Genomic DNA, 26,438 nt, shown 5'->3' with positions numbered 1-26,438 from the left:
TCTGTCACGTCGGCGGCCGGCTGCGTCGCGTCTTGTTCCTGCACGGTTCCCGACCATCAGAACATTGTCCATCCCCCGGTCAGGGTCCGTCCTCCGGGCAGGGGTGGTCCCCGATCAGGCCCGGCTGTCCTGTTCACCCACGAGGGTGCCGATCTTCTCACCCTTGACGGCCCGCGCGATATTTCCCTCCGCCAGAAGCTCGAACACGAGGATCGGCAGTTTGTTGTCGCGGCACAGGGTGATCGCGGTGGCGTCGGCGACCTTGAGGTCGCGGGTGATGACCTCGCCGTATCCGAGGGAGTCGAACTTGACCGCGTCCGGGTTGGTCTTGGGGTCGGAGTCGTAGACCCCGTCCACGCCGTTCTTGCCCATCAGCAGCGCCTCGGCATCGATCTCCAGGGCGCGCTGGGCGGCGGTGGTGTCGGTGGAGAAGTACGGCATGCCCATACCGGCGCCGAAGATGACGACGCGGCCCTTCTCCAGGTGGCGCACGGCGCGCAGCGGGATGTACGGCTCGGCGACCTGGCCCATGGTGATGGCGGTCTGGACCCGGCTGTCGATGCCTTCCCTCTCCAGGAAGTCCTGGAGCGCGAGGCAGTTCATCACGGTGCCGAGCATGCCCATGTAGTCGGACCGGGCGCGGTCCATGCCGCGCTGCTGGAGTTCGGCGCCGCGGAAGAAGTTGCCGCCGCCGATGACGACCGCGACCTGCGCGCCGTCCCGTACGACGGCCGCGATCTCGCGGGCGATCTTGTGCACCACGTCGGGGTCCACGCCCAGGCCCCCACCGCCGGAGAAGGCCTCTCCGGACAGCTTCAGCAGAAACCGGCCGCGTACTTTGCCGTCGTCGCTCTTCTGGGCCTTGGTGGTCATGGGGTTCCCGCCTCTTTCAGCTGTTGCACATACGAAGAAGGCCACTGCCGGTGGGGCGTGTTTCGCTTCCCATGCGCGGCAATGGCCTCCTCGTCAGATCTGCTGTCGTCCGTCACGCGTGTACGGGACGGCATACGCGAGCGACACGGACGACTCGGACGACTGCTGTCGACCCTAGCGGGGTCGCGCGTCGATCGCTGTAATGACTCAGATGCCGACCTTGATGCGCGTGAAGCGCTTCAGGGTGACACCGGCCTCGTCCAGGATCTTCTGGACGGACTTCTTGTTGTCGAGCGCGTACGGCTGGCCCAGCAGCGTGGCGTCCTTGAAGAAGCCGTTGAGGCGACCCTCGACGATCTTCGGCAGGGCGGCCTCCGGCTTGCCCTCGGCGCGGGTGGTCTCCTCGGCGACGCGGCGCTCGGACTCGACGACCTCGGCCGGGACGTCCTCCTTGGAGAGGTACTTCGGCGCGAAGGCGGCGATGTGCTGGGCGACGCCCTTGGCGACCTCGGCGTTCGGCTTGTCGAGCTCGACGAGGACACCGATCTGCGGCGGCAGGTCGGGCATCGTGCGGTGCATGTACGCCGTCACGAAGCCGTCGGAGAACTGCGCGAAGCGGTCCAGGACGATCTTCTCGCCGAGGTTGGCGTTGGCCTCGTCCACGAACGCCTGGACGGTCTTGCCGGCCTCGATCTCGGAGGCGAGCAGCGCCTCGATGTCGGCCGGGGAGGTCTTGGCGACGTGCTCGGCGATCACGCTGGCGACGGCCTGGAACTTCTCGCCCTTGGCGACGAAGTCCGTCTCGCACTTCAGCTCGACCAGGACACCGGAGCTGTTGTCGTCGGCGATGACGGAGACCACGGCGCCGTTCTCGGCGGAGCGGCCCTCGCGCTTGGCGACGCCCTTCTGGCCCTTAATGCGGAGCGCCTCGACGGCCTTCTCGACGTTGCCCTCGGCCTCGTCCAGCGCCTTCTTGCAGTCCATCATGCCGGCGCCGGTGAGCTCGCGGAGCTTCTTGACGTCGGCGGCGGTGTAGTTCGCCATGAGTCTGTGAGTCTTTCTCGAAGTCTGGAGGATCGAAGATCTACGGGGTTGCGATCCACATACAGCCGTGGATCCCTGACGCGCCGTCGACCTACGGGTGAACGGCGGGAGCGGACTTCACCGCGCCGGAGGCGCTGTGGGGTGCCGTGCCGCTCCCGCCGTCAACGCCCTGGTGTCAGGCCTGCTCGGCGTCGGCGGCCGGAGCCTCGGCCGCCGGAGCAGCCTCGGCGGCCGGAGCAGCGTCGGCGGCCGGAGCAGCGTCGGCGGCCGGAGCCTCGGCCGGCTTCTCGGCCTCGGCGGCCGGGGTCTCCTCGGCCTTCTTCTCGCCGCCCTCAAGCAGGTCGCGCTCCCACTCGGCGAGCGGCTCGCCCGCGGCCTTCTCGCCCTCGGTCTTGACGCCCGAGCGGGCGATGAGGCCCTCGGCGACGGCGTCGGCGATCACGCGGGTGAGCAGGGTGACGGAGCGGATCGCGTCGTCGTTGCCCGGGATCTTGTAGTCGACCTCGTCGGGGTCGCAGTTGGTGTCGAGGATGGCGACGACCGGGATGTTGAGCTTCCGGGCCTCACCGACCGCGATGTGCTCCTTCTTGGTGTCCACGATCCAGACGGCGCTGGGCACCTTCTGCATCTCGCGGATACCACCGAGGGTCTTCTCCAGCTTGGCCTTCTCGCGGGAGAGGACCAGCAGTTCCTTCTTGGTCAGACCGGAGGACGCCACGTCCTCGAAGTCGATCTGCTCAAGCTCCTTCAGGCGCTGCAGACGCTTGTAGACGGTCGAGAAGTTGGTGAGCATGCCGCCCAGCCAGCGCTGGTTGACGTACGGCATGCCGACGCGGGTGGCCTGCTCGGCGATGGCCTCCTGCGCCTGCTTCTTCGTGCCGACGAACATGACCGTGCCGCCGTGGGCGACGGTCTCCTTGACGAACTCGTAGGCGCGGTCGATGTACGACAGCGACTGGAGCAGGTCGATGATGTAGATGCCGTTGCGCTCGGTGAAGATGAAGCGCTTCATCTTCGGGTTCCAGCGGCGGGTCTGGTGACCGAAGTGGACGCCGCTCTCCAGCAGCTCCCGCATCGTGACGACGGCCATGGCCGTTCTCCTTGTGTTTCTCGGTTGTGCCGCGCGTGCCGGACGGCACGCGCGCCTGACGCCCGCGACGCGCCGTGCCGCGAAGGACCGAGGGGCGCTGATACGGACCACTGACAGGCCTCGTATCGGGGCGTGCGAAGTCGACCCGGTGGCCCGGGTCGCCATCAGAAGTGTACGGGACCCGCGGGGCCCCGGGTGACGCCGTTGTCCACAAGCCGCCGGTGGTCCACAGATCCCGGCCATGATCGACCGCGCTCCGGCACGGTTCTCTCATGCGAGCGAAACGATGTGCGTGGACGTGGACGTGGACATGGACGTGGCCGGGCCTGCTCCTGGCGCTGACGGTCGCCGCCGTGGCGGGCATCCCACCGGGAGCGGGCGCAGGCGCCTCCCTGGGGCGCGACGGGCCCGTGCCCCTGGCGGGCGCGGTACCGCCGGCGGCCATGCGGCAGGAGATGCCGTCCGCCAGGACCGGACCGGGCGGCGCGGAGGCGTCGTCGAGCCCCGAGGAGGGCCCGGCCGGTCCGCCGGGCGCCGACACCTCCGTACCGGCCGTCGGGCGGAACTGGCCCGTGGGGCAGCGCCCGTTGGTCCTGCGGGGCTGGGAACCCCCTGCGACGGCGTACGGCCGTGGCCACCGGGGCGTGGACCTCACGGCGGCCACCGATGCCCCGGTGCGGGCCGTCGCGCCGGGCCGTGTGTCGTTCGCGGGCCGGGTCGCGGGGCGCGGGGTCGTCTCGGTGGAGCTGACGGGCACGGGCGATCCGCCCCTGCGGACGACCTACGAACCGGTCCGGGCCTCGGTGAAGAGGGGCGACGAGGTAGCCGCGGGCGATGTCCTGGGCGTCCTCGAACCCGGCGCCTCGCACTGCCCGTCGTCGTGCCTTCACTGGGGCCTGCTCAGAGCCGACGCTTATCTGGACCCGCTGTCCTTGCTGCCCCCGTGGCTGCTGACCAGGGGCCCGTCACGGCTGCTGCCGGTGGCCAGGGTGCCGGGTGACTCTGGATGATTCGAGCGCCGGAGTCACCGCCGGCGCATGGGGGTACCGGAGTGACTGTGATCGGGACACCAGGGCGAATTGCTGGTGATCGCGGTAGCGGGGTGGACTGTGGGTGATCGGGACGCAGGGCGGCCTGCCGTTGTTCGGGTACCGGAGCAACCGACGGGACGGAGTAACGGAGCCTCAGCCGCGAACGCCCCGCAGCGCCATCGCGACCGCCGCCTCGGTGATCGACTCGGGGTCCTCCGCCGCGCCGAGCTCGATCCGCCGTACGGCCGCGTCGACCACACCCTGGAGCAGCATCGCGACCAGCCGGGGCTGTGTGTGTCCCAGTGCGCCCAGCGCCTCGACGATCAGCGTCGCGAGCCCACCGTGCGCGGCGCGGATCTTCTCCCGCGCCCCCGCGTCGAGCTCACTCGCCGAGATGGCGACGACGGCCCGGTGCCGCCGGTCCCCGACCAGTGCGAGCTGCTGCCGCACATACGCCTCGACCTTGCCCTCGGGGCTGTCCGCGGCGGCCATCGCCGCCTCGACCTCCGCCGCCCAGAGGGGGAAGTCGACCTCGCAGAGCTCCTCGACCACGGCGGCCCGCGACCGGAAGTACTCGTACACGGACGACCGCGCGAGTCCCGTGCGCTCGGCGAGCGCGGGGAACGTCAGCGCCTCCGTCCCGCCCTCGGACAGCAAGGAGCGCGCCGCGTCCAGCAGGGCGGCACGCTGCATCGACCGGTGCTCGGCCACGGAGGCCGCTCGAATCCTTGGCACGTCAACCACTTTACGGACGAATCAACGCCCACGGGAGACGCTTCGTCCGACGGGGCGGCCTCGGCCAGGTCAACGGCCGAAACTCGCCAGCTTCGCCCGGAGCTGGAGCACGGACTTGGTGTGGATCTGGCTGACCCGGCTCTCCGTCACCCCGAGCACGTTGCCGATCTCCGCGAGGGTGAGGCCCTCGTAGTAGTACAGCGTGACGACGGTCTTCTCCCGCTCGGGCAGGGTGCTGATCGCCCGCGCCAGGAACCGTCTGAGCTCCCGGTCCTCCGCCACCTCGACGGGGTTGTCGGCTGCGGTGTCCTCCAGCGTGTCCATCAGGCTCAGCCGGTCGCCGCCCTCACCCCCGACATGCAGCAGCTCCTCCAGGGCCACCACGTTCGCCAGCGACAGCTGGCTGAACACCGCGTGGAGTTCGTCCACGGCGATGCCCATCTCGGCGGCCACCTCACCCTCGGACGGGGTGCGCCGCAGGCGTGCCTCCAGGGTGGCGTAGGCCCGCTCGACGTTGCGCGCCTTCTGCCGCACGGACCGCGGGATCCAGTCCAGCGCCCGCAGTTCGTCGATCATCGCGCCCCGGATGCGTGTGATCGCGTACGTCTCGAACTTGATCTCCCGGTCGATGTCGAACTTCTCGATCGCGTCGATCAGCCCGAACACCCCGGACGACACGAAGTCCGCCTGCTCGACATTGGCCGGCAGGCCGACGCTCACCCGGCCCGCGACGTACTTGACCAGCGGCGAGTAGTGCAGGATCAGCTGCTCGCGCAGCCGCTCGTCGCCCGTCGCCTTGTACGACCGCCACAGCTCGTCGAGCGTCGAGGGGGCGGGCGGTCGCACGTCGACACGGGTGGCTGGGGGAACTGCCGCCCGATCGGACCCGGAGGTGTGCTGGGGCATTCGTCGCCTTGTGCCGTTCTGCCGTGAGCTGGTGGTGCCTGCTGCCTGGTGCCTGTGTCGAGTTGCCGTCTGCGTCGTCCTGCCGTCTACGCCGGAATCCTCGTGAGCGTAGCGTGACTGGAGCGTCGCAGTGAGCGAAGGGCGAGGGATCGCCCGTACGCGAACCCTCCGCGCCGGGTGCTCCCCGGGGTCGCAGCTGTCGCACTGCGTGACCCCGTGGGGGCGCCAACTCCGGGAATTGCCGGGGCAGTCGGCGTTCCCCCGGACGGACGAACACGCTAGGTCAGCATCGGCGTCGATCGGATGAACCGGAGATCATGGCCTGGCGTGTCAACTTCCAGCCCTCGCCATGTCGTTCGACGTAGCCAAGTGCTCGGAGTTCGTACAGCCTGCCGACCGCTTCGTCCTCCGCCGTGCCGGCGCCCAGGGCGATCGCACGGGCCGTGGCGGCCCGGCGGGCGGGAAGGGCGTCGAGGACGCGCCGGGCCCCTGGTTCCAGCAGGTCACGCGGCAGTACGGGCCCACGCCGGTCCGGCGCCAGCTCGCCCATGTCGCCGACCAGCTCGGTGATCTCGGCGGCGTCGGTGACCAGCGTCGCCTCGCCGCGCAGCAGTTCGTGCACCCCCGCTGACAGCCCGCTGGTCGCGGGTCCCGGCACGCCCATCGTGAACCGTCCCAGCCGCTGCGCGGCCCGCGCCGTCGCGAGCGCGCCACTGCGGTACGCGGCCTCGACGATCACGGTCCCCCGCGTGAGCGCGGCGATGACGCGGTTGCGGAGGATGAACCTGCTGGGTGTCGGATGGTCCCCGGGGGGCAGCTCTCCGACCACGAGCCCCTGTTCGGCGATTCTGCTGATCAACTGGGTGTGCCCTCGGGGGTAGGGCCGGTCCACCCCGCAGGCCAGCACGGCGACGGTCGCGCCCCCGGCCCCGAGAGCCCCTCGGTGGGCGGCCCCGTCGACGCCGTAGGCCCCGCCGGACACGACGACCCACCCCCGCTCGGCGAGCCCTGCCCCCAGGTCGGCCGCCATGTGGGCCCCGTACTCCGTACAGGACCGGGCGCCCACCACGGCGACCGACCGCGAGGCCCACATCCGCAGGCTGACCTGCCCCCGCACCCACAGCCCGACGGGCCGCGTGTCCCCCAGGTCGTCCAGTTGCCCGGGCCACTCGACGTCCCCCGGACAGACGAACCGGGCTCCGGCGCCCTGTGCCTGCGCGAGGTCCCGCTGCGGATCCGCACGCTCGGCGCGGGCACGCAGCCCCGCCCATCGCTTATCCGAGGCTCCCGGCAGCGGCCGTCCGCCCCCGGTGAGCCGCCGCACCGTCTCGCGGACGCCCAGCTCGCGGAGCCACCGCCCGCCGAGCTCGTCCCCCGGCTCGGTGACCCGGGAAAGGAAGACCCGGTCGAGCCGCTCGGCCTCGGGAAGGCCGCCCGCGCTCACGGCTCCTCCTCACTCGGCCGCAGGGCGCCCCTCATGACAGCGCTCCGATCGCCACGGGCACTCCGCGGGGCACACCGGTCCGCAACTGCAGGGCGAGACCGACGTCCATGGCGTCCGGCCGGTCGTGCCCCACGAGGTCGGCGATGGTCCAGGCGACCCGGAGTACGCGGTCGAGGCCGCGAGCGGTCAGCACACCCCGCTCCAGGCCGCGCTCGGCTTCGTCCATGGCGCCCCGCGCGGCGTACCACCGGCTGCGCAGCTCCCGCCCCGGAACCTCGCTGTTCGTCCGCCACGGGGTGCCGGCCAGACGTGCGGCCGCCCGCTCCCTGGCCGCGCGCACCCGGTCGGCGACCGCCGCCGTGGACTCGCCCCGCGCGCCGCGCTCCGTCAGCTCGGAGCGGGTCACCCGGTCGACCTCCACCCGGAGGTCGACCCGGTCGAGGAGCGGACCGGAGAGGCGGGCCTGGTAGCGGCGGATCGAGGCGGGCGGGCACTCGCACAGGTCGTCCTTCAGCGAGAAGCGACCGCACGGGCACGGATTGGCCGCGAGCACCATCAGGAACTTCGCCGGGAACCGGACCACACCCGCGCTGCGCGCGATCACGACGTGCCCCGCCTCCAGCGGCTGACGTAACGCGTCGAGGGCCTGGCCGCTGAACTCGGGGGTCTCGTCGAGGAAGAGCACCCCTCGATGGGCCAGCGACACCGCACCCGGCCGGGCGACACCCTGGCCGCCGCCGACGAGTGCCTGCATGGTGGCCGAGTGGTGCGGGGCGCAGTAGGGCGGGACGTCGACCAGGGGCTTGCCCACGGGCAGCAGTCCGGCGACCGAGTGGACGGCCGTGACCTCCAGCGACTCCTGCCTGGTGAGCGTTGGCAGGACGGCCGGGAGCCGTTCGGCGAGCATCGTCTTGCCGGCACCTGGCGGACCCTCCAGGAAGAGATGGTGCCCTCCGGCGGCGGCGACCTCCACCGCGGTCCGCGCCGAGAGCTGGCCGACGACGTCGGCGAGGTCGTGCCCGTGGTCGTGGTGTGCGGCGCTCACGCCGTGCATGCCCGTGGCCGCGCCCACTCCCGGCACGCGCAGGCCGGCCATCAGCGGGTCCGGGCGGGTCTCGTCCGGTTCCTCGTCGGGTACGGGTTCGTCGGTGAGCACCGCGATCAGCTGGCGCAGGCTGCGTACGCCGAGCACGGACACGCCCGGGACCAGCGACGCCTCCGCCGCCGCGCATTCCGGGACCACCACCTGCTCGTAGCCCGCGTCGGCTGCGGCCAGCACCGCGGGGAGAATGCCCCGCACCGGACGGACCCGGCCGTCGAGCCCCAGCTCGCCGATCATCACGATGTCGGCGAGGACCCGCGGGTCGATGCGCTCGGAGGCGCCCAGGACGGCGCTGGCGACGGCGAGATCGAAGCCGCTGCCCGCCTTCGGTACCGACGCGGGGCTCAGCCCCACAGTGAGCTTCTTCTGGGGCCACTCGGCGCCGGAGTTGACCACCGCCGCCCTGACCCGGTCCCGGCTCTCCGTCAGGCTCTTGTCGGGCAGTCCCACCAGCGTGAACGCCGCGACGCCCGGTTCCAGATCGGCCTGGACCTCGACGACGACGCCCTCGACGCCGACCAGTGCCACCGCACACGTACGGGCGAATCCCATCAGGCCACCCCCCGCACGTGTTCGACGACGGCGGCACCGCGGTCGGGCAGGACCACGCCCACCAGGTCGATGCGTACGCCGCCCGGCGGCGCCCCTCCGTGCGCGTGGAGCCAGTGCTCGGCCAGCTCACGCAGGCGTCCGGCCTTGGCCGGGGTGATGGCGGCCATCGGATGTTCGAAACTGGTGCTGCTGCGGGTCTTCACCTCGCAGACGACGAGGACGTCGCCGTCTCTGGCCACGATGTCGATCTCGCCGGTCCTGCCGCAGCGCCAGTTGCGCTCCAGGACGGTCATCCCGGCCTCGGTCAGCCGTCGGGCCGCCAGCTCTTCCCCGTACCTGCCGATCGCGCCGCGTGCGTTGCGTGTGTTCATGTCGGCACCACCTCCGGCGCCAACAGTCACGCATCCGCCTCCACTCAGTGGATCTTGGTGGACAATTCAGCGACTGTGGACAACTCCGTCACCCACACGAGGGGCGCACAGCGTCACTCGCCCGGGAGCCGGATCCCTCATCCACCCGGGAGCTCCAGATCGCTCTTGTTCAGCTCCTCAATGTTCACGTCCTTGAACGTCAGAACGCGCACCTGCTTCACGAAGCGGGCCGGGCGGTACATGTCCCACACCCAGGCGTCCGCCATCGACACCTCGAAGAACACCTCACCCTGGACCGAGTGCACCTGCATCTCGTAGTCGTTGGTCAGGTAGAAACGTCGCTCGGTCTCGATCACGTATTTGAACAGACCGACGACGTCGCGGTACTCCCGGTAGAGCTTGAGCTCCATCTCGGTCTCGTACTTTTCGAGGTCCTCGGCGCTCATGGCATGTTCCCCTTCAGCCGTGCGTCCCCCCATTGTGCGCCAGCCCCGTGAGCCGCTAGACGATTTCCGTGTCGAGGACCTCGGGCCTGGCCGGGGGACCTTCGTCGAGCAGCCTGCGCAGGAGCTCGGCGAACCTGGTCGGATACACCGTCTCATGCGCTTCGGTCAGTTCCTGACAGGTCCACCAGCGCGCTCCGGCGACGCTGCGGCGTTCCAGGTCGGTGAGACCGGCGGCCACGGTCGTGGTCTGACGCGTACGGGCCAGGTAGTACCACTCGTCCTGATCCCAGCGACGGCCGGCGAACGGGAAGGAACATCTGCGCCGCCACAGCACCGGGCCGAGCTCCACCTCGGTGATGCCGGTCTCCTCCGCGAGTTCCCGCAGCGCGGCCTCCTCGCGTGTCTCCGCGCCCTCCAGGCCGCCGCCGGGTGTGAACCACCAGTTGTCCGCGGGGTCGTCCGGTTCGTGCCCGTGCAGCAGCAGGACGCGCTCCTGCGGGTCCAGCAGCACGACCCTGGCCACCTTGCGCAGTCCGCCCTCGAAGGTCGCCTCAGCGGGCACCGGCAGGCTCCGTCGCCGTCGTCGAGCGGCGGCGCGTGGCCCTGCGCTGGGCGATCGGCCCGTATGCCCCGCCGCCCAGCACGAGCACCGCGCCCACGATGATCGCGGCCGTGATCAGCCGCAGCGGACCGGGCGACGAGAGCGAGCCGAGCGTCTCGAAGCCCGTGGGGCGGGCCAGCATGCCGTCCATGGGCCACACAACGGCGTCGACGCGCGCGTCCACGGAGTCGCGCGGCACCGTGCCGCTGCCGGCCTCCGTGAGATGGGCCGTGGAGTCCAGGGAACCGCTGCGCTCGTCGCCGAGGAGGAACAGCCGCCCGTCGGGCACGGTGATCTCCGGGATGCCCATCGCCTCCGCGTCCTGGCCCTCGGGGAGATACGCCTCGTCGATCTTCTTGCCGTTGACGGTCAGCTTGCCGCCGGTGCAGCAGGCGATCGTGTCGCCGCCGACCGCGACGACCCGCTTGACCATGGGCATGTCGCCCCAGGTCTTCTGACTGAAGACGACCACGTCACCGCGCTTGACCGCGGCGCCGTCGATGCGCTCGGCGAGGATCCGGTCCCCGGCCGTGATGGTGGGCGCCATCGAGTCGGTGGGCACGGTGTACGGCTGGTAGACGAAGGCGCCCCAGGCGAATCCGCCGAGGAAGAGCACACAGCCGAGGGCCACGGCCAGTCCCGACAGCGTGCTGCCGAGCCGTCCGCGGCCCTCGTCCGTACGGCCTGTCGTCCCGCTCATCCCAGTGCTCCCCCAGGTCGGAGAACCAACCTCCCGGGGCCCGTGCGCGGCCGCGGAGGATCGGCGATCTGGGACGGCACCCTACCCGGCGGTACCACCGCCAGAAACCCTCGGGTTTCCGTCGGTAAGGAGACGGCGTCGGCGCCACAGCACCAGCGGAACCGCTCCCGCGAGACCGAGCGCACCGGGAGCCGCGGCACTCAGACCCTGGTCGAAGGTGTCGGGAATGGGCAGCGTGTCCCAGCGCGTGGGCGGCCAGGCGATCACGATGGCACGGCCCACGACGCTGTCCACGGGGACGAAGCCCTTGTTCTTGTCGTTCTGGTGGTAGCGGGAGTCCAGCGAGTTCTGCCGGTGGTCACCCATGACCCAGATTTTGCCCTCGGGCACCTTCACCTTGAACTGGCCGCCCTGGTCGTCGACCGTGCACGGGGTGTTGCCCGCGTAGACGTACGGCTCGTTCAACGCCTTGCCGTTGACCCTCAGGGGGCCGGTGCCCTTGCACTCGACGGTGTCGCCTCCGACGCCGATGACCCGCTTGATGAGGTCCTTCTCCTCGGAGGAGGGCATCAGGCCGACCCAGCTGAGCACCCGCTGCACGGGGTTGGGCTCGGGCGTGGGCTCGCCCGCGAGCCAGTTGTCGGGGTCGTGGAAGACGACGACCTCGCCCCGCTCGGGCTCGGAGCCGAACCACGGGGTGAGCTTGTCGACCAGGACCCGGTCGCCCTGCTGCAGCGTGTTCTGCATCGAGTCCGAGGGGATCGAGAACGCCTGCACCAGGAAAGTCTTGATCAGCAGCGCGAGGACCAGCGCGATGACGACGAGGATCGGCAGTTCCTTCCAGAAGGACCGCTGCTTGCGCCGCTGCTGGCCCCCCTCCTCGCCGTCCGCGGAGTCCTCGCCGTCCCTGAGGTCCTCGCCGTCCCTTGGATCCTCGCCGTCCCTGGGGTCTTCGGCGTCCCTGGGGTTTTCGGCGTCCGGGGAGTCACTCCCGGAGCCCGCGGAACCCCCGGTACCACCCGGGCCTGCGGCGTTGCTGGAGCGCGCCGCGTCCTCCGAGGCCGGGGAAGCCGCTTCGTCGGGCCGCTCCGGCTGCTCCTCGGGGCCACCGTGTCCGGATCGTGCGCCGACCGCCAAATCCCCCACATCCACTCCTCACGCCGTACCGCCGCCCACGCCTCATCCGGTGCAGGCCCACCACTCCCATAACGAGCGGGAGTTCCGCAGGGGTCGGGAGCGGGATCAATCCATTCAGATCCGCTGAGGCCACCCTATGCGACGCGCCGAGAGCGGTGGTCGACCCGCTCGGCACCGACGCGTACGTGTCCGGCTCCTCCAGCTGGCTCCAGTTCCCTATGGGCCAGGCGATGACCACGGCACGGCCGACGACGGAGTCCGCGGAGACGGTGCCGTTGTACGACTCGGTGCGGTGATAGCGCGAGTCGGCGGAGTTGGCACGATGGTCGCCCATGACCCAGTAGCGGCCCGGAGGCACCGCCACCTCGAACTTGATCGACGACGGTGCGTTGCCGGCACGGATGTACGGCTCGTTGAGCGGCATGCCGTTGACCGTGACGCGCCCCTGGGTGTCGCAGCACTTGACGGTGTCTCCGCCGACCGCGACGACCCGCTTGATCAGGTCCCGTTCGTTGTCGGAGGGCAGCAGTCCGATGAACTGGAGGCCCTCCTTGATCTGCTTGATCACGACGGGGTCGTCCTGCTTCACCGTCGTCTGCTCGTCCTCCAGCCAGCCGCCGGGGTCCTTGAACACGACGACGTCCCCGCGCTGCGGCTCGGAGCCGAACCACGGGGTGAGCTTGTCGACCAGGACGCGGTCGCCGATCTGGATCGTGTTCTCCATCGAGCCCGACGGGATCACGAACGCCTGGACCAGGAAGGTCTTCAGGACCAGGGCTATGACCACGGCGACGCCTATGAGGAGCGGGATCTCCTTGAGGGCCGAGCGGCGCCTGCGGCGCTTGATCTTACGGGCGAGCTTGCGCCGTTCGACCCGGCTCGGCCGGGCCGCTCCACCGGCCCGTCGGGCGCCCGTGGGCAACAGGTTGTCGGCGGGGGTGCTGACGACCCCGCGGGGTTTGCCGCGGTTACCCATGCGCACCGTCCGCGGTGGACGCGGCGGGCACGCGCGCGTAGGCGCCGGGGCGGTCCAGGACCGTCATGTGCCCGACGGGCCAGGCGATCCAGCCGGCTCTGCCGATCACTCTCCCGACCGGGATCATGCCGCCCCCCGGCGACCCGAGGTGGTCACGGGAGTCACTGGAGTCACTGCGGTGGTCACCGAGGACGAACAGGGTGCCGTCGGGCACGACCACGTCGAAGGGCACGTCCGACGGGCTGTCCCCGCGGTACAGAAACGCCGACTCGTCGACCGACCGGCCGTTCACCTCAAGCCTCCCCTCCCTGTCGCAGCAGACCACATGGTCTCCCCCGACGCCGACAACGCGCTTGACGTAGTCGGCGTTCCCGAAGTAGTCGGTGCCGTCGAACACCACGACGTCACCCCGCTGCGGCTCGGAACCGAAACGGTACGCCAACTTATTTACGAGAACGCGGTCCCCGACCCTCAATCCGCTCTCCATGGAGCTGCTGGGAATCTGGAACGGCTGGATCACGAACGTGCTGAGCAGCAGCGGGAAAAGCAGGCAAACCAGTGCGGTCAGGGTGATCCGCCCGCCGGGGAGCCAGTCGGCGACACGGATGCCGAACGAGAAACGCGACCGTCCCTCCGGCTCCGCTGTGTCCGAGATCTCTTCGGAACCGTCCGGCGCCCGGCCGGAGTTGTCCGATGAGGTCTCGTCCCCAGAGGGGCGGGAGGAGCGGTCGCGCTCCACGTGGTGTGCTTCGGTGTCCATCGGGGCCAGATGCTATCCGGCCCCGCTCTGTGACACCTGAGCGCGCTCAGTTCTCGCGCTTCTCCTTGATCTTCGCCGCCTTACCGCGCAGGTCGCGCAGGTAGTACAGCTTGGCGCGGCGGACGTCACCGCGCGTGACGAGCTCGATCTTCTCGACGATCGGGGTGTGCACCGGGAAGGTGCGCTCGACGCCGACGGAGAACGAGACCTTGCGGACCGTGAAGGTCTCGCGGACACCAGCACCCTGGCGGCGGATGACAACACCCTTGAACTGCTGCACACGAGAGCGGTTGCCCTCGATGACGCGGACGTGGACGTTGACGGTGTCACCCGGGCGGAAGGCCGGGATGTCGCTGCGCAGCGACGCGGCGTCGACGGAGTCGAGCAGGTGAGACATTTCGTCTGCTTTCTTCGCCCATGCCACAGGTCATCGGCGGGAGCTAGGTTGTTCGGGAGGATTGCTGTCCGGGTCGGGGCGGGCGTCGTGTCCCCCTGTGGCAGGGACGCGCGCCGGACGACGCACAACAGCGGCCTATTCTTCCACGCCCTCTGTCCTGCGCCAAAATCGGCCGTGCTGCTCGCCCTCGGGGTCCGGCGACCAGCCGAGGATGGAGAGCATCTCGCGGTCCTTCTTGTCGAACACCTTGGGGTCGCAGCGCTCGATGAGGTCGGGCCGGTTGACGGTCGTACGCCTGAGCGCCTCGTCTCGGCGCCAGCGGGCGATCTTGCCGTGGTGTCCGCTGAGCAGCACCTCGGGGATGCCACGGCCGCGCCACGCGGGCGGCTTCGTATACACCGGGCCCTCCAGGAGACTGGCCATGGCTCCGGGCGCGAAGGAGTCGTCCCGGTGTGACTCGGCGTTCCCGAGGACGCCCGGCAGCAGTCGCGCCACGGCTTCCGTGACGACGAGGACGGCCGCCTCACCGCCGGCGAGGACGTAGTCGCCGATGGACACCTCGTAGACGGGCATACGGGTCGCGTACTCGTCGATGACGCGGCGGTCGATGCCCTCGTAACGGGCGGGCGTGAAGACCAGCCAGGGGCGCTCGGAGAGTTCGACGGCGAGCGCCTGGGTGAAGGGGCGGCCGCTGGGGGTGGGGACGATGAGGGCGGGGCCGTGGGAGCCCGTCTCGTAGCCGTCGGCCAGCACGGAGTCCAGCGCGTCCCCCCAGGGTTCGGTCTTCATGACCATGCCGGGGCCGCCGCCGTACGGCGTGTCGTCGACCGTGTTGTGGCGGTCGTACGTCCAGGTCCGCAGATCATGCACGTGCACGTTCAGCTGTCCACGCGCGCGTGCCTTGCCCACGAGCGACACGTTCAGGGGTTCGAGGTACTCGGGGAAGATCGTGACGACATCGAGTCTCATGCGTGCTCGTCCTTCGACTCCCTCGATTCACTCGGCTCCCCCGGCTCCCCCGGCTCCCTCGGCGAGGCCGTCTCGGCTCGGTCGTCGATCAGGCCGGGCGGCGGGTCGATGACCGCCCTCTGCTCCTTCAGGTCGATCTCGGTGACGATCTCCTCGACGAAGGGGATCATCACCTCGCTCCCGTCGGGCCGTTCGACGATGAAGAGGTCCTGCGAGGGCAGGTGCGAGATCTCGGTGATCCGGCCGACCTCCACGCCGTCCTTGGTGACCACGTCCAGGTCGACCAGCTGGTGGTCGTAGTACTCGTCCTCGTCCTCGGGGAGCTCCTCCGGGTCCACCTCGGCGATCAGAAGGATGTTGCGCAGGGCCTCGGCGGCGTTGCGGTCGCGTACGCCCTCGAAGCGCAGGAGCAGCCGGCCGCTGTGCACCCGGCCGGTCTCGATGGTGAGCGGGCCCGCCGAGGCGGGATCCGTGAGGAGGACGGCGCCGGGTGCGAGCCTCAGCTCCGGCTCGTCGGTACGTACCTCGACGGTGACCTCGCCCTTGATGCCGTGGGCGCGGCCGATCCGTGCGACTACCAGCTGCACTTGTGAAGATCTCCTGTCATACGACTGCGGGCCGGGGACGGCCCAGTGGCCCTCCCCGGCCCGAGCCGGTGCTGCGTTCGCGTCAGCGGACTTGGTCCACGTCGACGAGGTCGACGCGGACACCACGGCCGCCGATGGCTCCGACGACGGTGCGCAGGGCGCGCGCGGTGCGGCCGTTGCGGCCGATCACCTTGCCGAGGTCGTCGGGGTGGACCCGGACCTCAAGAACGCGCCCGCGACGCAGGTTGCGCGAGGCGACCTGCACATCGTCAGGGTTGTCGACGATGCCCTTCACGAGGTGCTCAAGCGCCTCTTCGAGCATGCTGCTCAGGCCTCGGTCGACTCGGACTCAGCCGCGGCCTCGTCCTTCTTCTCGGCCTTCTTCTTCTGGGTGATGGCCTCACCCTTGCCCTCGTCGTCACCGCCGAGAGCCTCGAACGACGGGCGACCGGACTTGGCCTCGGCGACGAGCAGCGGCGCCGGGGCGGGCTCGCCCTTGAACTTCTGCCAGTCGCCGGTCTTCTTGAGGATCGCGAGCACGGGCTCGGTCGGCTGCGCGCCGACACCCAGCCAGTACGCGACGCGCTCGGCGTCGACCTCGATCACCGACGGGTGGTACGTCGGGTGGTACTTGCCGATCTCCTCGATGGCCCGGCCGTCACGGCGGGTACGGGAGTCGGCGACGACGATGCGGTAGTGAGGCGAACGGATCTTGCCCAGACGCTTCAGCTTGATCTTGACTGCCACGGGAGTGGGTTCTCCTGGTTTGACGTGGTTGGGCACAACGAGATGCCGCGTGGGGTTGCGGTACCCGAGTGGCCCGATGGACGCGTCAGCCGGAGGAGAGAGGGGTCCTGTGCGGCTGTCGAGTACAGCTAGTCATTGTGCCACACGCCGGAGATCACTCCGGCCGAGGGGGTTCCCGGGCATGACTGAGCGACACCCGGCGCCGGCTCGGCGAAGCGTGTCCGCTCACCGCCCGGGCAGGGTGCCGCCGCGCCCACTCGTCCCCCGCTGCGACGGCTGAGGTACGGCTGCCACGAGCAGCCGTCGTCTCAGCTCGCCGCCGCGCCGACCACCTCGGGGATGCGGAAGGGCTTTCCGCATCCGCCGCACACGATCGGCGCCTGGGCCAGGACCGACGGTACGACCCGGACGTTGCGCCCGCAGTCGCACACCGCCTTCACCCGGACACCGCCCCCGGAGGAGCCGTGGCGGGCGGCCGGGCCGCGGAAGGAGCGGGCCGTGTCGGCGGCGGTCGCGGCGGAGTGGGCCTTCAGCGCGCGCTGGAGCCGCTCGATGGTCGGGCGGTAGCGCCGCTTCGCCTCGGGGTTGAGCGTGACCAGCGAGAAGCCACTGCTGGGGTGCGGCTCCTCGGGGTGGTCCAGGCCCAGCTCCTCGGCGATGGCGAGGAATCTGCGGTTGTGGTAGCGGCCGGCGCGCGAGGTGTCGCGGACTCCGCGGGCGGCGGCGATGCCGTGGACTGCCTCATGGAGCAGTCGCTCGAAGGAGAGCTCGTGCCCGCATGCGGACGACGACTCTCCGATCAGGGACTCGGGAGCGGCAAGATCCGGCAGCTCGGGGTGGTACCGCTGAATGTCGGCCCACGCCTGTGCCAGCTCTGCGGCGAGAACAGGTGGTGTCTGTGTCGTGCTCACGTAATGACAACGAGCCCGGGTCCCGCTGTGTTCCTATTCCGGGGCATCTCAAATAATTTGCACGTACCCGTCAGTTGCCGCTGATGCGACCTGACGAGGGCGGGTACGCCGATCTGCGGAGAAGCCGCACAGCTCATACCAAGGCGGTACGTAGACACGCGTACGCCCGCCCGTCTCCTCCCGCCGGGGGCACCCCGGAGTCGTCACGTGCGCAAGATGCCGTTCGGCCTCTCCCGCAGCGGAGCCGGGCGCAGCGGAGCCGGGCGCACTCCTAAGGCCACTAGTAGGCGCGCGCCACGACGGCGACGTTACCCGGCGCGTCGTCGGAGTCGGGCACCGACCCGTCCTCGGCGACCAGACACCGTACGGTCACCGCGTGCTCGGCCAGCTTGACCTCGCCCTCCTCACCGAGCACGGCCCACGGGAGGCGCGCCCAGCCGCCGGCGGCCGCCGCCTCGACGGCTTCCTCGATCGTCGCCACATCGCTCGTACGGGACTCGCGGAGCTCGCGCGACTGCGTCAGCAGGAGCGCCTGGTCCGCTTCGAGGACCGCGGGGAGCATGCCGGCGAGCGAGTCGATCGCGACGGGCTCCTTGCCTCCCGGGATACGGCGGGCCAGCATCGCGGTCCCCTTCTCCAGGTCGCGGGGCCCGACCTCGATGCGCACGGGGACGCCCTTGAGCTCCCAGTCGACCGCACGGCGCCCGAACGGAGTGTCCGTGCGGTCGTCGACGTGGACGCGTACGCCCGCCGCCCTGAGCCGGTCACCGATCTCCCGGACCTTGGCCAGCACCGCGTCGTCCTCCTTGACCGCGAGGACGACGGCCTGGACCGGGGCGAGGCGGGGCGGGACGCGCAGGCCGCTGTCGTCGCCGTGCATCATCACCAAGGCACCGATCATGCGGGTCGTCGAGCCCCAGGACGTCTGCCAGACCAGCTCCTGTCTGCCCTCCCGCGACAGATACCGGGTGTTGAAGGCCTTGGCGAAGTTCTGGCCCAGCTCGTGGCTGGTGGCCATCTGCAGGGCCTTGCCGTCGCCCATCATGCCTTCGAGGGTGAGGGTGTTGATGGCGCCCGCGAACCGCTCCTTGACGGTCTTGCGGCCGGCGATGACGTCCATCGCGAGGACGTTCACCATGAAGTCCTCGTAGACCTTGCGGTGGATGTGCGCGGCGAAGTCGCGCGCGTCCTCGTAGGTGGCGTGCGCGGTGTGGCCCTCCTGCCACAGGAACTCGGTGGTGCGCAGGAACAGGCGGGGCCTGAGTTCCCAACGGACCACGTTCGCCCACTGGTTGATCAGCAGGGGAAGGTCGCGGTAGCTCTGCACCCACTTCGAGAAGTAGTCGTTGACGATCATCTCGGAGGTCGGGCGGACCACCGCCGGCTCCTCCAGCTCCTTGCCACCGCCGTGCGTGACCACGGCGAGTTCGGGCGCGAAGCCCTCGACGTGGTCGGCCTCACGCGTGAGGTACGACTGCGGGATCAGCAGCGGGAAGTACGCGTTCTGGGTCCCCGTCTCCTTGATCCGTGCGTCCATCTCGGCCTGCATCCGCTCCCACAGCCCGTACCCGTACGGTCGGATGACCATGGTGCCGCGCACCGGCCCGTTGTCGGCCAGTTCGGCCTTGTTGATCAGGTCCTGGTACCAGCGCGGGAAGTCGTCCGCCCGGGGTGTGAGAACGGGTGCCTTGGCCATGGCGCGATGGTACGGGGCCACGTTGCGGGGATGTGAATTCTTTTCCTGGAGCACGGTCGTCACGCAAGCGGGTGCCCGTGACCACTGGACGGGGCGTCGGGTGCGGAGTTTCCTGGCATACGGGGGACAAAGCGGGGGGAGTGCGACCGCACTGCGGGGGGCCCAGGAAAACGGGCAACAGGGCAACGTGGCAACTCTCGGCGGATTGGGGCGCTTCGATATGACACCTACGCTCATGCGGCAGCACCTACCTCTCGCGGGGGCAGCGCCCCGCATGGACCAGGCCACACGCGCGCGTGACTGGGCCGAGATCCAGGAAAGGATGCTGGTACCTCTCTACGAGGCCGTCTATGAGCGACTCGAAGTGGGTTCCGGTACGCGGGTGCTGGGCCTCGGCTGCGGCTCCGGGCTCGCTCTGCTGATGGCGGCCTCCCGGGGGGCCACCGTCACCGGCATCGACGCGAAGTCACCCGAGCGGGTGCGTCTGGCGCGGGAAAGGCTGGTGCCGCAGGACTGGGGCACGCGCGCGCGTGCGGAGAGGCTCATCGTCGACGGGACTCTTGAGGACGTGGCCGACGCGGTCGGTGCCTCCGGGGAGCCCGGGTACAGGGAGCCCGCGTACAACCTCGTGACCGCCTTCGAACCGATCGGCTGCGTGGCCGGGGACTCCGAGGGGCTCGCCGAGTTGCTCACCGGGGCGGGGCCGCTCGTGCGTCGTGGCACACCCGCGGTGCTGGTGGGCTGGGGCCCACCGGAACGGTGCACCACGTCGTCCGTGCTCCGCGTGGCCACCAAGCTGGCGGATCCCTTGCGTACGCCGGGGAGTTGGCGACCCGCCCTCCGGGACGACCTGGAGGAGGTCGCCCAGCGGGCCGGGCTTCGGCCCGACGGATCCGGGCGGGTGGCGTGCCCCTTCGGGTACGCCGACATCGACAACGCGGTACGGGGTCTGCTGTCCACGGGGTTGTTCGACGCGGCCGTCATGGCCACGGACCAGGCCCAGGTCGAGAAGGAGGTGACGGAGGCCCTTCACCCGTACCAGCGCGGTGACGGCACGGTGTGGATGCCGAACGTGTTCCGCTACCTGATCGCGCGGATGCCCTAACCCGACGTCCGACGCGCCACGCGCCCCGCCGGCGCCGCCGCGCGCCTTCCAGTTGCGGCGGGGGGCGCAAAACCGGGGCACCCTCACAGAGAGAGCGCCCCGGCGGCCTGCGCGTCCCGCATGCGACGGGCCGTAGGCGAACGACGAAGGGCGAAGGGCGAAGGGCGAACGGCGGGAACGGCGGGAACGGCCAACAGCGACCATCGCCGATCCGCTCAGCAAACTTGCCCACAGGCCCCCGTGCCCACGTGCCCGCTGCGAGCCACAGGCTCGCACGCCCCCGGATCAGCCCATGAACTTCTTGAAATCGTCCGGCAGTTCGAAGTCCTGCCCAGCCTGCTGGCCCGGCAGTCCGAACGCCCCACCCGGAGCACCCCCCTGCGCCGCGGCGGCACGCCGAGCGGCAGCTTCCTGCTCCTGCTGCTTGCGCTTCATCGGGTTTCCGGAACGCTGCTTGCCCTTGGCCTTCTTCGGCTGCTTCTTCGTCCGGCCGGGACCGCCACCCATGCCCGGCATCCCGGGCATCCCCGGCATACCGCCGCCCTGCGCCATACGGGACATCATCTTGCGCGCCTCGAAGAACCGCTCGACGAGGTTCTTCACGGCGCTGACCTCGACACCCGAACCCCGGGCGATACGGGCTCGCCGCGAACCGTTGATGATCGTCGGGTCCTGTCGCTCGCCCGGGGTCATCGACTTGATGATCGCGGCCGTACGGTCGACGTCCCGCTCGTCGAGGTTGTTGATCTGGTCCTTGATCTGGCCCATGCCCGGCAGCATGCCGAGCAGCTTCGAGATGGAGCCCATCTTCCGGACCTGCTCCATCTGGGCCAGGAAGTCGTCCAGGGTGAAGTCCTGGCCCTTCTTGGACGCCAGCTTGGAGGCCATCTTCTCGGCCTCTTCCTGGCTGAACGTCCGCTCCGCCTGCTCGATCAGGGTGAGCAGGTCACCCATGTCGAGGATGCGGGAGGCCATCCGGTCGGGGTGGAAGGCGTCGAAGTCGTCGAGCTTCTCACCGTTCGACGCGAACATGATGGGCTTGCCGGTGATCTGGCGGATCGACAGCGCCGCACCACCGCGGGCGTCACCGTCGAGCTTCGACAGCACCACACCATCGAAGCCGACGCCGTCGCGGAAGGCCTCGGCGGTGTTGACGGCGTCCTGACCGATCATCGCGTCGACGACGAACAGGATCTCGTCGGGGCTGACCGCGTCCCGGATGTCCGCGGCCTGCTGCATCATCTCCTGGTCGATGCCCAGGCGGCCCGCGGTGTCGACGACCACGATGTCGTGGACCTTCGACTTCGCGTGCTCGATGGAGTCCTTGGCGACCTTCACCGGGTCGCCCACGCCGTTGCCGGGCTCCGGCGCGAAGACGGCCACGCCCGCGCGCTCGGCGACCACGCTGAGCTGGTTGACCGCGTTCGGACGCTGGAGGTCGGCGGCGACCAGCAGCGGGGAGTGTCCCTGCTCCTTGAGCCACTTGCCGAGCTTGCCCGCGAGCGTCGTCTTACCGGCACCCTGCAGACCCGCCAGCATGATCACGGTCGGCGGCTGCTTGGCGAACCGCAGGCGGCGGGTCTCGCCGCCGAGGATCTGGACGAGCTCCTCGTTGACGATCTTGAGGACCTGCTGGGCCGGGTTGAGTGCCTTGGAGACCTCGGCACCGAGCGCCCGCTCCTTGACGTTCTTGATGAACCCCCGGACGACAGGAAGCGCCACGTCCGCTTCGAGGAGCGCAACGCGGATCTCGCGTGCCGTGGCGTCGATGTCCGCCTCGGAAAGGCGTCCCTTACCCCGCAGGTTCTTGAAAGTCGCTGAGAGGCGATCGGAGAGCGTATCGAACACGGCGGCTTCGGTCCTCGGAGTCGGGGGCAGTGTGGGCTGCCCTCCAGGGTATCTGTCCGGCTGCGGTGGGGGCTCCACGCCCGTCACGAAGGCCCCCGGCGGTCGGCTACCTCCGCAGCGTCTCCTCCAGCGCCCGAGCCACCGCGGCGGCCTCCTCCCCCGGCAGCGGTACCCCCTTCGCGCTGGTCACGTAGAAGGCGTCCACGGCATTGGCACCCAAGGTGCTGACATGGGCGCTGCGCACCTGTACGTCCGCGTCCTCCAGCGCCCGCCCGATGCGGAACAGCAGGCCGGGTGCGTCCTGGGCCCGTACCTCGATCACCGTGGCGTGGCGGGAGGCGGCCGCGGCGACCGTCACCCGCGCCGGAGGCGCGACCACGCCCCGGCGGCGCGGATACGCCGCGTCCCGCTCGGCCAGACGGGAGGCGATGTCGAGGGAGCCGTCCAGCGCCCGTACGAGATCCGTGCGCAGCCGGGCGGCCTGGGGCAGGGAGCCGTACTCCGCGGCCACCCGCCAGTTCAGCAGGAGCACCGGCCCGTCGAAGGCGTCGGCGTCGGGCAACTCCAGGGCGCGCAGCTCCGCCGTGCGTACGGTCAGGCGGTGCACGGCCAGGACTCCGGCGACCGCGGGCAGGACGCCCGGCTGGTCCGGCACCGCGATGAGGAGTTCCACGCCGAGGGGCTCGGGCTCGCCGGAGGGCTTGCCCTCACTCTCGCCCGGCGGCTCGGTCTGGGCGCGCAGGGACAGGACGGGGCCGCCGGTGCGGAACGCCTCGATGGCGAGTCGCTCCTGCTCGGCGGTGGGCGCCTCGGCGTCGGCCCCGGGCTGCTCGGGCGCGTCGCCGGAGAGCACGGCCGCGACCCGCTTGACCAGGTCGGCCACCAGTGAGGCGCGCCAGGAGGACCAGGCGGCCGGGCCGGTGGCCAGCGCGTCCGCCTCGGTCAGCGCGTGCAGCAGCTCCAGGGTGCCCTGGGAGCCGACCGCCTCGGCGACCGAGCGGACCGTCGCGGGGTCCTCCAGGTCGCGCCGCGTGGCCGTCTCCACCAGCAGCAGGTGGTGGCGTACGAGGGTGGCGAGCACAGCCACGTCGTCGCGGTCGAACCCTATGCGCGCGGCCACGTCCCTGGCGATGATCTCGCCCGCGACGGAGTGGTCCCCGGGCCAGCCCTTGCCGATGTCGTGCAGGAGCGCGGCGACCAGGAGGAGGTCGGGGCGGTGGACCCGGCGGGTGAACTCGGAGGCCCGTACGGCCGTCTCGATCAGGTGCCGGTCGACCGTCCAGAGGTGCACGGCGTTGCGCTGTGGACGGCAGCGCACCCGCTCCCAGTCGGGCAGCAGCCGCGTGATCAGGCCCTCTGCCTCCAGCGCCTCCCAGACGTCCACGGTCGGGCGGCCCGAGCCGAGCAGTGTGACGAGTTGCTCGCGCGCCTCGGCGGGCCAGGGCGTGGGCAGCGGGCGGGCGGCGGCAGCCATCCGGCGCACCGCGTGCAGCGAGAGGGGCAGGCCGGCCTGGGCGGCCGCGGCGGCGGCGCGCAGGGGCAGGACGAGGTCGCGCTCGGGGCGCGCGGCCCGCGCGAGCACCACCTCGCCGTCCTGCTCGACCACGCCCTCGGCAAGCGGGGAGCGCTCGGCGGTGGGCTTCCCACCCGCGAGCATGGCGCGCAGTCGCGGCCGTACGGCGCGCGAGCGCAGCACGCGCCTCACCTCGCGCCAGGTCACGTCACTGGCGTACGACACGACACGCGCGGCCTCGTACACCTGGCGCAGCAGCGTGTCCGCGTCCAGAACTCCCAGTTCGGCGGCGACCTGGTCCTGCTCCTGGAGGGCGAGGCGGTCGGTGGCGCGGCCGGTGGTGAGGTGCAGTGCGTCCCGTACGTCCAGCAGTCGGCGCCGGGCGTCCGCCAGGCCCTCCCGAGGTGCGTCCGCGAGCCAGGAGGCGGCGACGGCGCGCAGGGCCGTGGCGTCTCTCAGGCCGCCGCGCGCCTCCTTGAGGTCGGGCTCCAGCAGGTACTGCAGCTCGCCCTGGCGTTCGGCGCGTGCGGCGCACAGTTCCTGGAGTTCCGGGAGGCGTTTGGGCGCCTGGTTGCGCCAGTCGGCCAGCACGGCCGTGCGCAGGCCAGCGGTCAGGCCGAGGTCGCCCGCGATGTGGCGGGCGTCCAGCAGACCGAGCTGCACCTTGAGGTCCTCGCCCGCGGTCCTGCGCGCCTCGGCGGGTGTGCGCACGGAGTGGTCGAGGGCGAGGCCCAGGTCCCACACCGGGTACCAGATGCGGTCGGCGAGGGCGGCCACCGCGGCCGTGTCGCTTCCGTCGTGCAGGAGGAGCAGGTCGAGGTCGCTGCGCGGGGAGAGTTCACCGCGCCCGTAGCCGCCGACCGCCACCAGTGAGACGCCACGCGGGCTGTCGGCCCCGGCGTCGAAGAGACCGCTCAGCCAGTCGTCCGTGAGGTCGGCGAGGGCCGCACGGCGCGGCGGCCCGGACTGCGCCCCCTCCGTCAGGAGGCGCAGCCGGGCCGCCGCGTAGCCGCTGGGTCCCGAGTCGTCTGTTTCCGTGTGTGCCTGCGTACTCGTCACCCAGAGGCTCCTGTTCTTCTCGTCAGAGCGCGTCCGGGCCGCGCTCGCCGGTCCTGACCCGGACGGCCGTGTCGACGGGGAGGGACCAGACCTTGCCGTCACCGATCTTGCCGGTGCGGGCCGCCTTGACGATGACGTCGATCAGCTGCTCGGCGTCGTCGTCCTCGACCAGTACCTCGATGCGGATCTTGGGGACCAGGTCGACGGTGTACTCGGCACCGCGGTAGACCTCGGTGTGTCCGCGCTGGCGTCCGTATCCGCTGGCCTCGGTGACCGTCAGGCCGTGCACTCCGAAGGCCTGAAGGGCTTCCTTGATCTCGTCGAGCCGGTGTGGCTTCACGACGGCGGTGATGAGCTTCATGCGTCCACCTTCTTGCTCGCAGTGTCGGCGACCGGGGCCGGGGCGGTCCGGGCGGCGGCACCGCCGCCGGCGCCGCTGAAGTCATATGCGGTCTCGGCGTGCTCGACCTGGTCGATACCCGCCACCTCGTCGTCCTCGGAGACCCGCATGCCGATGGTCTTGTCGAGGATGAGGGCCAGGATCGCGGAGACCACCAGCGAGTAGGCGAGGACCGCGAAGACTCCGGCGCACTGCTTCCAGAACTGGTCCAGGCCGCCGCCGTAGAAGAGGCCCGCGACATCGGACTGGCCGTGGCCGCTGGCGAAGAAGCCGATCAGCAGGGAGCCGACGACACCGCCGACCAGGTGGACGCCGACGACGTCGAGCGAGTCGTCGTAACCGAACTTGTACTTCAGTCCGACGGCCATGGCACACAGCACACCGGCGATGGCACCGACTGCGATCGCGCCGAGCGGGGAGACCGAGCCACCGGCCGGGGTGATGGCGACCAGACCGGCGACGGCACCGGAAGCGGCGCCCAGCGTGGTGAACGCGCCGTGGCGGATCTTCTCGTAGATGAGCCAGGCCAGCATGGCGGCGGCGGTGGCGACCTGGGTGTTGACGAACATCAGCGCGCCGACGCCGTCGTCGTTGCCGAGCCACGAACCGGCGTTGAAGCCGAACCAGCCGAACCACAGCAGACCGGCGCCGAGCATGACGAGCGGGAGGCTGTGCGGACGCATCGGGTCCTTCTTGAAGCCGACGCGCTTGCCGATGACCAGGATCACGCCGAGCGCTGCGGCACCGGCGTTGATGTGGACCGCCGTACCGCCGGCGAAGTCGATGACCCCCAGCTCGAAGGCCCAGCCGCCGGCGCCCCAGACCCAGTGGGCGACGGGGAAGTAGACGACCGTGGCCCACAGGGCGACGAAGAGCGCCCAGGCGGTGAACTTGACGCGATCGGCCAGGGCACCGCTGATCAGGGCGGGCGTGATGATCGCGAACATCAGCTGGAAGACCAGGAAGACGAAGACCGGGATGGTGTATCCGTCCCACAGCTGCGTCAGTCCGATGTTGCTGAGGCCCACCCAGTCCGAGTTCCAGCCGATGAGGCTGCCGGAGTCCGTACCGAAGGCGAGGGAGAAGCCGTACAGCACCCACAGGATGGTGACGATTCCCAGGCTGATGAAGCTCATCATCAGCATGTTCAGGGTGCTCTTGACGCGGACCATGCCTCCGTAGAAGAAGGCCAGTCCCGGGGTCATGAGCATCACCAGGGCGGAACAGATCAGCATGAAGCCTGTGTTGGCGGCAGACAGTGTGGGTGCGTCTGCGGCTAGCGTGATGGCGGATGATGCCATCGGCGTCTCCTCGTCGATAGGTACGGCCCCGTGCGGGCGAAGCCTGAGCGGATTGAGGGGCGGGCCGGTTGTGCGCCACGAGACTGACGCAGCGCGGTTTCGGTCGGAGCCCCTCGATGTTTCGCCGCCGTGACGAA

At 70.5% G+C, this 26,438-nt stretch carries 26 protein-coding genes and 1 pseudogene; 2 read left to right on the top strand and 25 right to left on the bottom strand.

What is annotated here, in order from left to right:
* Positions 1-114 precede the first annotated feature (114 nt).
* The 3 genes from pyrH to rpsB all read right to left on the bottom strand — a co-directional run bounded on the left by pyrH (position 115) and on the right by rpsB (position 3,007).
* Positions 115-873 (bottom strand): UMP kinase, encoded by a 759-nt coding sequence (gene pyrH, locus IE262_RS18045; protein WP_134036509.1) that lies wholly within the window; start codon positions 871-873, stop codon positions 115-117.
* Between the two features lie 207 nt (positions 874-1,080).
* Positions 1,081-1,917, bottom strand: coding sequence for a translation elongation factor Ts (gene tsf / locus IE262_RS18040; RefSeq protein ID WP_134036506.1), 837 nt, complete (start codon positions 1,915-1,917; stop codon positions 1,081-1,083).
* A gap of 175 nt (positions 1,918-2,092) precedes the next feature.
* A complete protein-coding gene (gene rpsB, locus IE262_RS18035) occupies positions 2,093-3,007 on the bottom strand; it encodes a 30S ribosomal protein S2 (RefSeq protein WP_189874821.1) in 915 nt (304 codons plus the stop codon).
* Between the two features lie 455 nt (positions 3,008-3,462).
* Here rpsB and IE262_RS18030 point away from each other — a divergent pair, with 455 nt between their 5' ends.
* Entirely contained in the window at positions 3,463-4,017 is a 555-nt protein-coding gene (locus tag IE262_RS18030; protein WP_373305075.1) for a peptidoglycan DD-metalloendopeptidase family protein, read from the top strand.
* A 174-nt stretch (positions 4,018-4,191) separates the two neighbouring features.
* On the opposite strand, the gene IE262_RS18025 is transcribed toward IE262_RS18030, so the two are convergent.
* From IE262_RS18025 to proS, 18 genes and pseudogenes are all read right to left on the bottom strand, one after another.
* Entirely contained in the window at positions 4,192-4,749 is a 558-nt protein-coding gene (locus IE262_RS18025; protein ID WP_134036887.1) for a TetR/AcrR family transcriptional regulator, read from the bottom strand.
* Between the two features lie 93 nt (positions 4,750-4,842).
* Positions 4,843-5,679 carry an RNA polymerase sigma factor WhiG gene (whiG, locus tag IE262_RS18020; protein ID WP_134036500.1) on the bottom strand — a complete coding sequence of 279 codons (837 nt, stop codon included), beginning with the start codon at positions 5,677-5,679 and terminating at the stop codon, positions 4,843-4,845.
* A gap of 283 nt (positions 5,680-5,962) precedes the next feature.
* The gene (dprA, locus tag IE262_RS18015; RefSeq protein WP_189874819.1) at positions 5,963-7,123 is read right to left on the bottom strand and encodes a DNA-processing protein DprA; all 1,161 of its coding nucleotides are present in this window, start codon (positions 7,121-7,123) and stop codon (positions 5,963-5,965) included.
* 31 nt (positions 7,124-7,154) lie between these two features.
* Positions 7,155-8,777 (bottom strand): YifB family Mg chelatase-like AAA ATPase, encoded by a 1,623-nt coding sequence (locus IE262_RS18010; RefSeq protein WP_189874817.1) that lies wholly within the window; start codon positions 8,775-8,777, stop codon positions 7,155-7,157.
* Positions 8,777-9,178, bottom strand: a complete 402-nt coding sequence (locus tag IE262_RS18005; RefSeq protein WP_134036490.1) for a YraN family protein — start codon at positions 9,176-9,178, stop codon at positions 8,777-8,779. Before IE262_RS18005 ends, IE262_RS18010 begins: the two co-directional genes overlap by 1 nt.
* 107 nt (positions 9,179-9,285) lie before the next feature.
* A complete protein-coding gene (locus IE262_RS18000) occupies positions 9,286-9,594 on the bottom strand; it encodes a DUF2469 domain-containing protein (protein ID WP_003965949.1) in 309 nt (102 codons plus the stop codon).
* A 55-nt stretch (positions 9,595-9,649) separates the two neighbouring features.
* Positions 9,650-10,156: an NUDIX hydrolase gene (locus tag IE262_RS17995; protein WP_134036487.1), complete on the bottom strand. Its 507-nt coding sequence runs from the start codon at positions 10,154-10,156 to the stop codon at positions 9,650-9,652.
* Entirely contained in the window at positions 10,146-10,895 is a 750-nt protein-coding gene (gene lepB, locus IE262_RS17990; RefSeq protein ID WP_134036484.1) for a signal peptidase I, read from the bottom strand. The genes IE262_RS17995 and lepB (IE262_RS17990) overlap by 11 nt, the downstream gene beginning before the upstream one ends.
* A gap of 81 nt (positions 10,896-10,976) precedes the next feature.
* Positions 10,977-12,041 carry a signal peptidase I gene (lepB, locus tag IE262_RS17985; protein ID WP_189874815.1) on the bottom strand — a complete coding sequence of 355 codons (1,065 nt, stop codon included), beginning with the start codon at positions 12,039-12,041 and terminating at the stop codon, positions 10,977-10,979.
* Positions 11,929-13,008 (bottom strand): annotated as a pseudogene (gene lepB, locus IE262_RS40545) (signal peptidase I); the annotation flags it as partial. The gene lepB (IE262_RS17985) and the pseudogene lepB (IE262_RS40545), both read right to left, overlap by 113 nt.
* A complete protein-coding gene (gene lepB / locus IE262_RS17975) occupies positions 13,001-13,768 on the bottom strand; it encodes a signal peptidase I (RefSeq protein WP_134036478.1) in 768 nt (255 codons plus the stop codon). The gene lepB (IE262_RS17975) and the pseudogene lepB (IE262_RS40545), both read right to left, overlap by 8 nt.
* A gap of 46 nt (positions 13,769-13,814) precedes the next feature.
* A complete protein-coding gene (gene rplS, locus IE262_RS17970; protein ID WP_134036475.1) occupies positions 13,815-14,165 on the bottom strand; it encodes a 50S ribosomal protein L19 in 351 nt (116 codons plus the stop codon).
* A 135-nt stretch (positions 14,166-14,300) separates the two neighbouring features.
* On the bottom strand, positions 14,301-15,134 hold the full coding sequence (gene trmD, locus IE262_RS17965) for a tRNA (guanosine(37)-N1)-methyltransferase TrmD (RefSeq protein WP_189874813.1): 834 nt from the start codon (positions 15,132-15,134) through the stop codon (positions 14,301-14,303).
* A complete protein-coding gene (gene rimM, locus IE262_RS17960) occupies positions 15,131-15,721 on the bottom strand; it encodes a ribosome maturation factor RimM (RefSeq protein ID WP_189874811.1) in 591 nt (196 codons plus the stop codon). Before rimM ends, trmD begins: the two co-directional genes overlap by 4 nt.
* Before the next feature lie 82 nt (positions 15,722-15,803).
* Positions 15,804-16,043 carry an RNA-binding protein gene (locus tag IE262_RS17955; protein WP_014176063.1) on the bottom strand — a complete coding sequence of 80 codons (240 nt, stop codon included), beginning with the start codon at positions 16,041-16,043 and terminating at the stop codon, positions 15,804-15,806.
* A gap of 5 nt (positions 16,044-16,048) precedes the next feature.
* Positions 16,049-16,468, bottom strand: coding sequence for a 30S ribosomal protein S16 (rpsP, locus tag IE262_RS17950; protein WP_131559783.1), 420 nt, complete (start codon positions 16,466-16,468; stop codon positions 16,049-16,051).
* Between the two features lie 308 nt (positions 16,469-16,776).
* On the bottom strand, positions 16,777-17,379 hold the full coding sequence (locus tag IE262_RS17945; RefSeq protein WP_131559784.1) for a hypothetical protein: 603 nt from the start codon (positions 17,377-17,379) through the stop codon (positions 16,777-16,779).
* A 280-nt stretch (positions 17,380-17,659) separates the two neighbouring features.
* Positions 17,660-19,075, bottom strand: coding sequence for a proline--tRNA ligase (proS, locus tag IE262_RS17940; RefSeq protein WP_134036466.1), 1,416 nt, complete (start codon positions 19,073-19,075; stop codon positions 17,660-17,662).
* Positions 19,076-19,349: 274 nt separating this feature from the next.
* Here proS and IE262_RS17935 point away from each other — a divergent pair, with 274 nt between their 5' ends.
* Entirely contained in the window at positions 19,350-20,180 is an 831-nt protein-coding gene (locus IE262_RS17935) for a class I SAM-dependent methyltransferase (RefSeq protein WP_229877312.1), read from the top strand.
* 285 nt (positions 20,181-20,465) lie between these two features.
* Here IE262_RS17935 and ffh read toward each other — a convergent pair whose 3' ends face one another.
* From ffh to IE262_RS17915, 4 genes are all read right to left on the bottom strand, one after another.
* Positions 20,466-22,028, bottom strand: a complete 1,563-nt coding sequence (gene ffh / locus IE262_RS17930; RefSeq protein WP_134036460.1) for a signal recognition particle protein — start codon at positions 22,026-22,028, stop codon at positions 20,466-20,468.
* A gap of 106 nt (positions 22,029-22,134) precedes the next feature.
* A complete protein-coding gene (locus tag IE262_RS17925) occupies positions 22,135-24,600 on the bottom strand; it encodes a [protein-PII] uridylyltransferase (RefSeq protein WP_189874807.1) in 2,466 nt (821 codons plus the stop codon).
* 22 nt (positions 24,601-24,622) lie between these two features.
* On the bottom strand, positions 24,623-24,961 hold the full coding sequence (locus IE262_RS17920; RefSeq protein WP_131558414.1) for a P-II family nitrogen regulator: 339 nt from the start codon (positions 24,959-24,961) through the stop codon (positions 24,623-24,625).
* Entirely contained in the window at positions 24,958-26,301 is a 1,344-nt protein-coding gene (locus tag IE262_RS17915; protein WP_189874805.1) for an ammonium transporter, read from the bottom strand. Before IE262_RS17915 ends, IE262_RS17920 begins: the two co-directional genes overlap by 4 nt.
* Positions 26,302-26,438 lie beyond the last annotated feature (137 nt).

This window comes from Streptomyces bluensis, from assembly GCF_014650715.1.
Lineage (GTDB): Bacteria > Actinomycetota > Actinomycetes > Streptomycetales > Streptomycetaceae > Streptomyces > Streptomyces bluensis.
The sequence above is the reverse complement of the archived record's forward strand: the minus strand, read 5'-3'. Positions and strand labels throughout refer to the sequence as shown.

What these genes read in the sequence shown, in the direction of transcription:
- pyrH (WP_134036509.1), bottom strand. Translation starts at nt 873, where the DNA reads ATGACCACCAAGGCCCAGAAGAGCGACGACGGCAAAGTACGCGGCCGG.
- tsf (WP_134036506.1), bottom strand. Translation starts at nt 1,917, where the DNA reads ATGGCGAACTACACCGCCGCCGACGTCAAGAAGCTCCGCGAGCTCACC.
- rpsB (WP_189874821.1), bottom strand. Translation starts at nt 3,007, where the DNA reads ATGGCCGTCGTCACGATGCGGGAGCTGCTGGAGAGCGGCGTCCACTTC.
- IE262_RS18030 (WP_373305075.1), top strand. Translation starts at nt 3,463, where the DNA reads ATGCCGTCCGCCAGGACCGGACCGGGCGGCGCGGAGGCGTCGTCGAGC.
- whiG (WP_134036500.1), bottom strand. Translation starts at nt 5,679, where the DNA reads ATGCCCCAGCACACCTCCGGGTCCGATCGGGCGGCAGTTCCCCCAGCC.
- IE262_RS18010 (WP_189874817.1), bottom strand. Translation starts at nt 8,777, where the DNA reads ATGGGATTCGCCCGTACGTGTGCGGTGGCACTGGTCGGCGTCGAGGGC.
- IE262_RS18000 (WP_003965949.1), bottom strand. Translation starts at nt 9,594, where the DNA reads ATGAGCGCCGAGGACCTCGAAAAGTACGAGACCGAGATGGAGCTCAAG.
- lepB (WP_134036484.1), bottom strand. Translation starts at nt 10,895, where the DNA reads ATGAGCGGGACGACAGGCCGTACGGACGAGGGCCGCGGACGGCTCGGC.
- lepB (WP_134036478.1), bottom strand. Translation starts at nt 13,768, where the DNA reads ATGGACACCGAAGCACACCACGTGGAGCGCGACCGCTCCTCCCGCCCC.
- rplS (WP_134036475.1), bottom strand. Translation starts at nt 14,165, where the DNA reads ATGTCTCACCTGCTCGACTCCGTCGACGCCGCGTCGCTGCGCAGCGAC.
- trmD (WP_189874813.1), bottom strand. Translation starts at nt 15,134, where the DNA reads ATGAGACTCGATGTCGTCACGATCTTCCCCGAGTACCTCGAACCCCTG.
- IE262_RS17955 (WP_014176063.1), bottom strand. Translation starts at nt 16,043, where the DNA reads ATGCTCGAAGAGGCGCTTGAGCACCTCGTGAAGGGCATCGTCGACAAC.
- proS (WP_134036466.1), bottom strand. Translation starts at nt 19,075, where the DNA reads ATGGCCAAGGCACCCGTTCTCACACCCCGGGCGGACGACTTCCCGCGC.
- IE262_RS17935 (WP_229877312.1), top strand. Translation starts at nt 19,350, where the DNA reads ATGGACCAGGCCACACGCGCGCGTGACTGGGCCGAGATCCAGGAAAGG.
- IE262_RS17920 (WP_131558414.1), bottom strand. Translation starts at nt 24,961, where the DNA reads ATGAAGCTCATCACCGCCGTCGTGAAGCCACACCGGCTCGACGAGATC.
- IE262_RS17915 (WP_189874805.1), bottom strand. Translation starts at nt 26,301, where the DNA reads ATGGCATCATCCGCCATCACGCTAGCCGCAGACGCACCCACACTGTCT.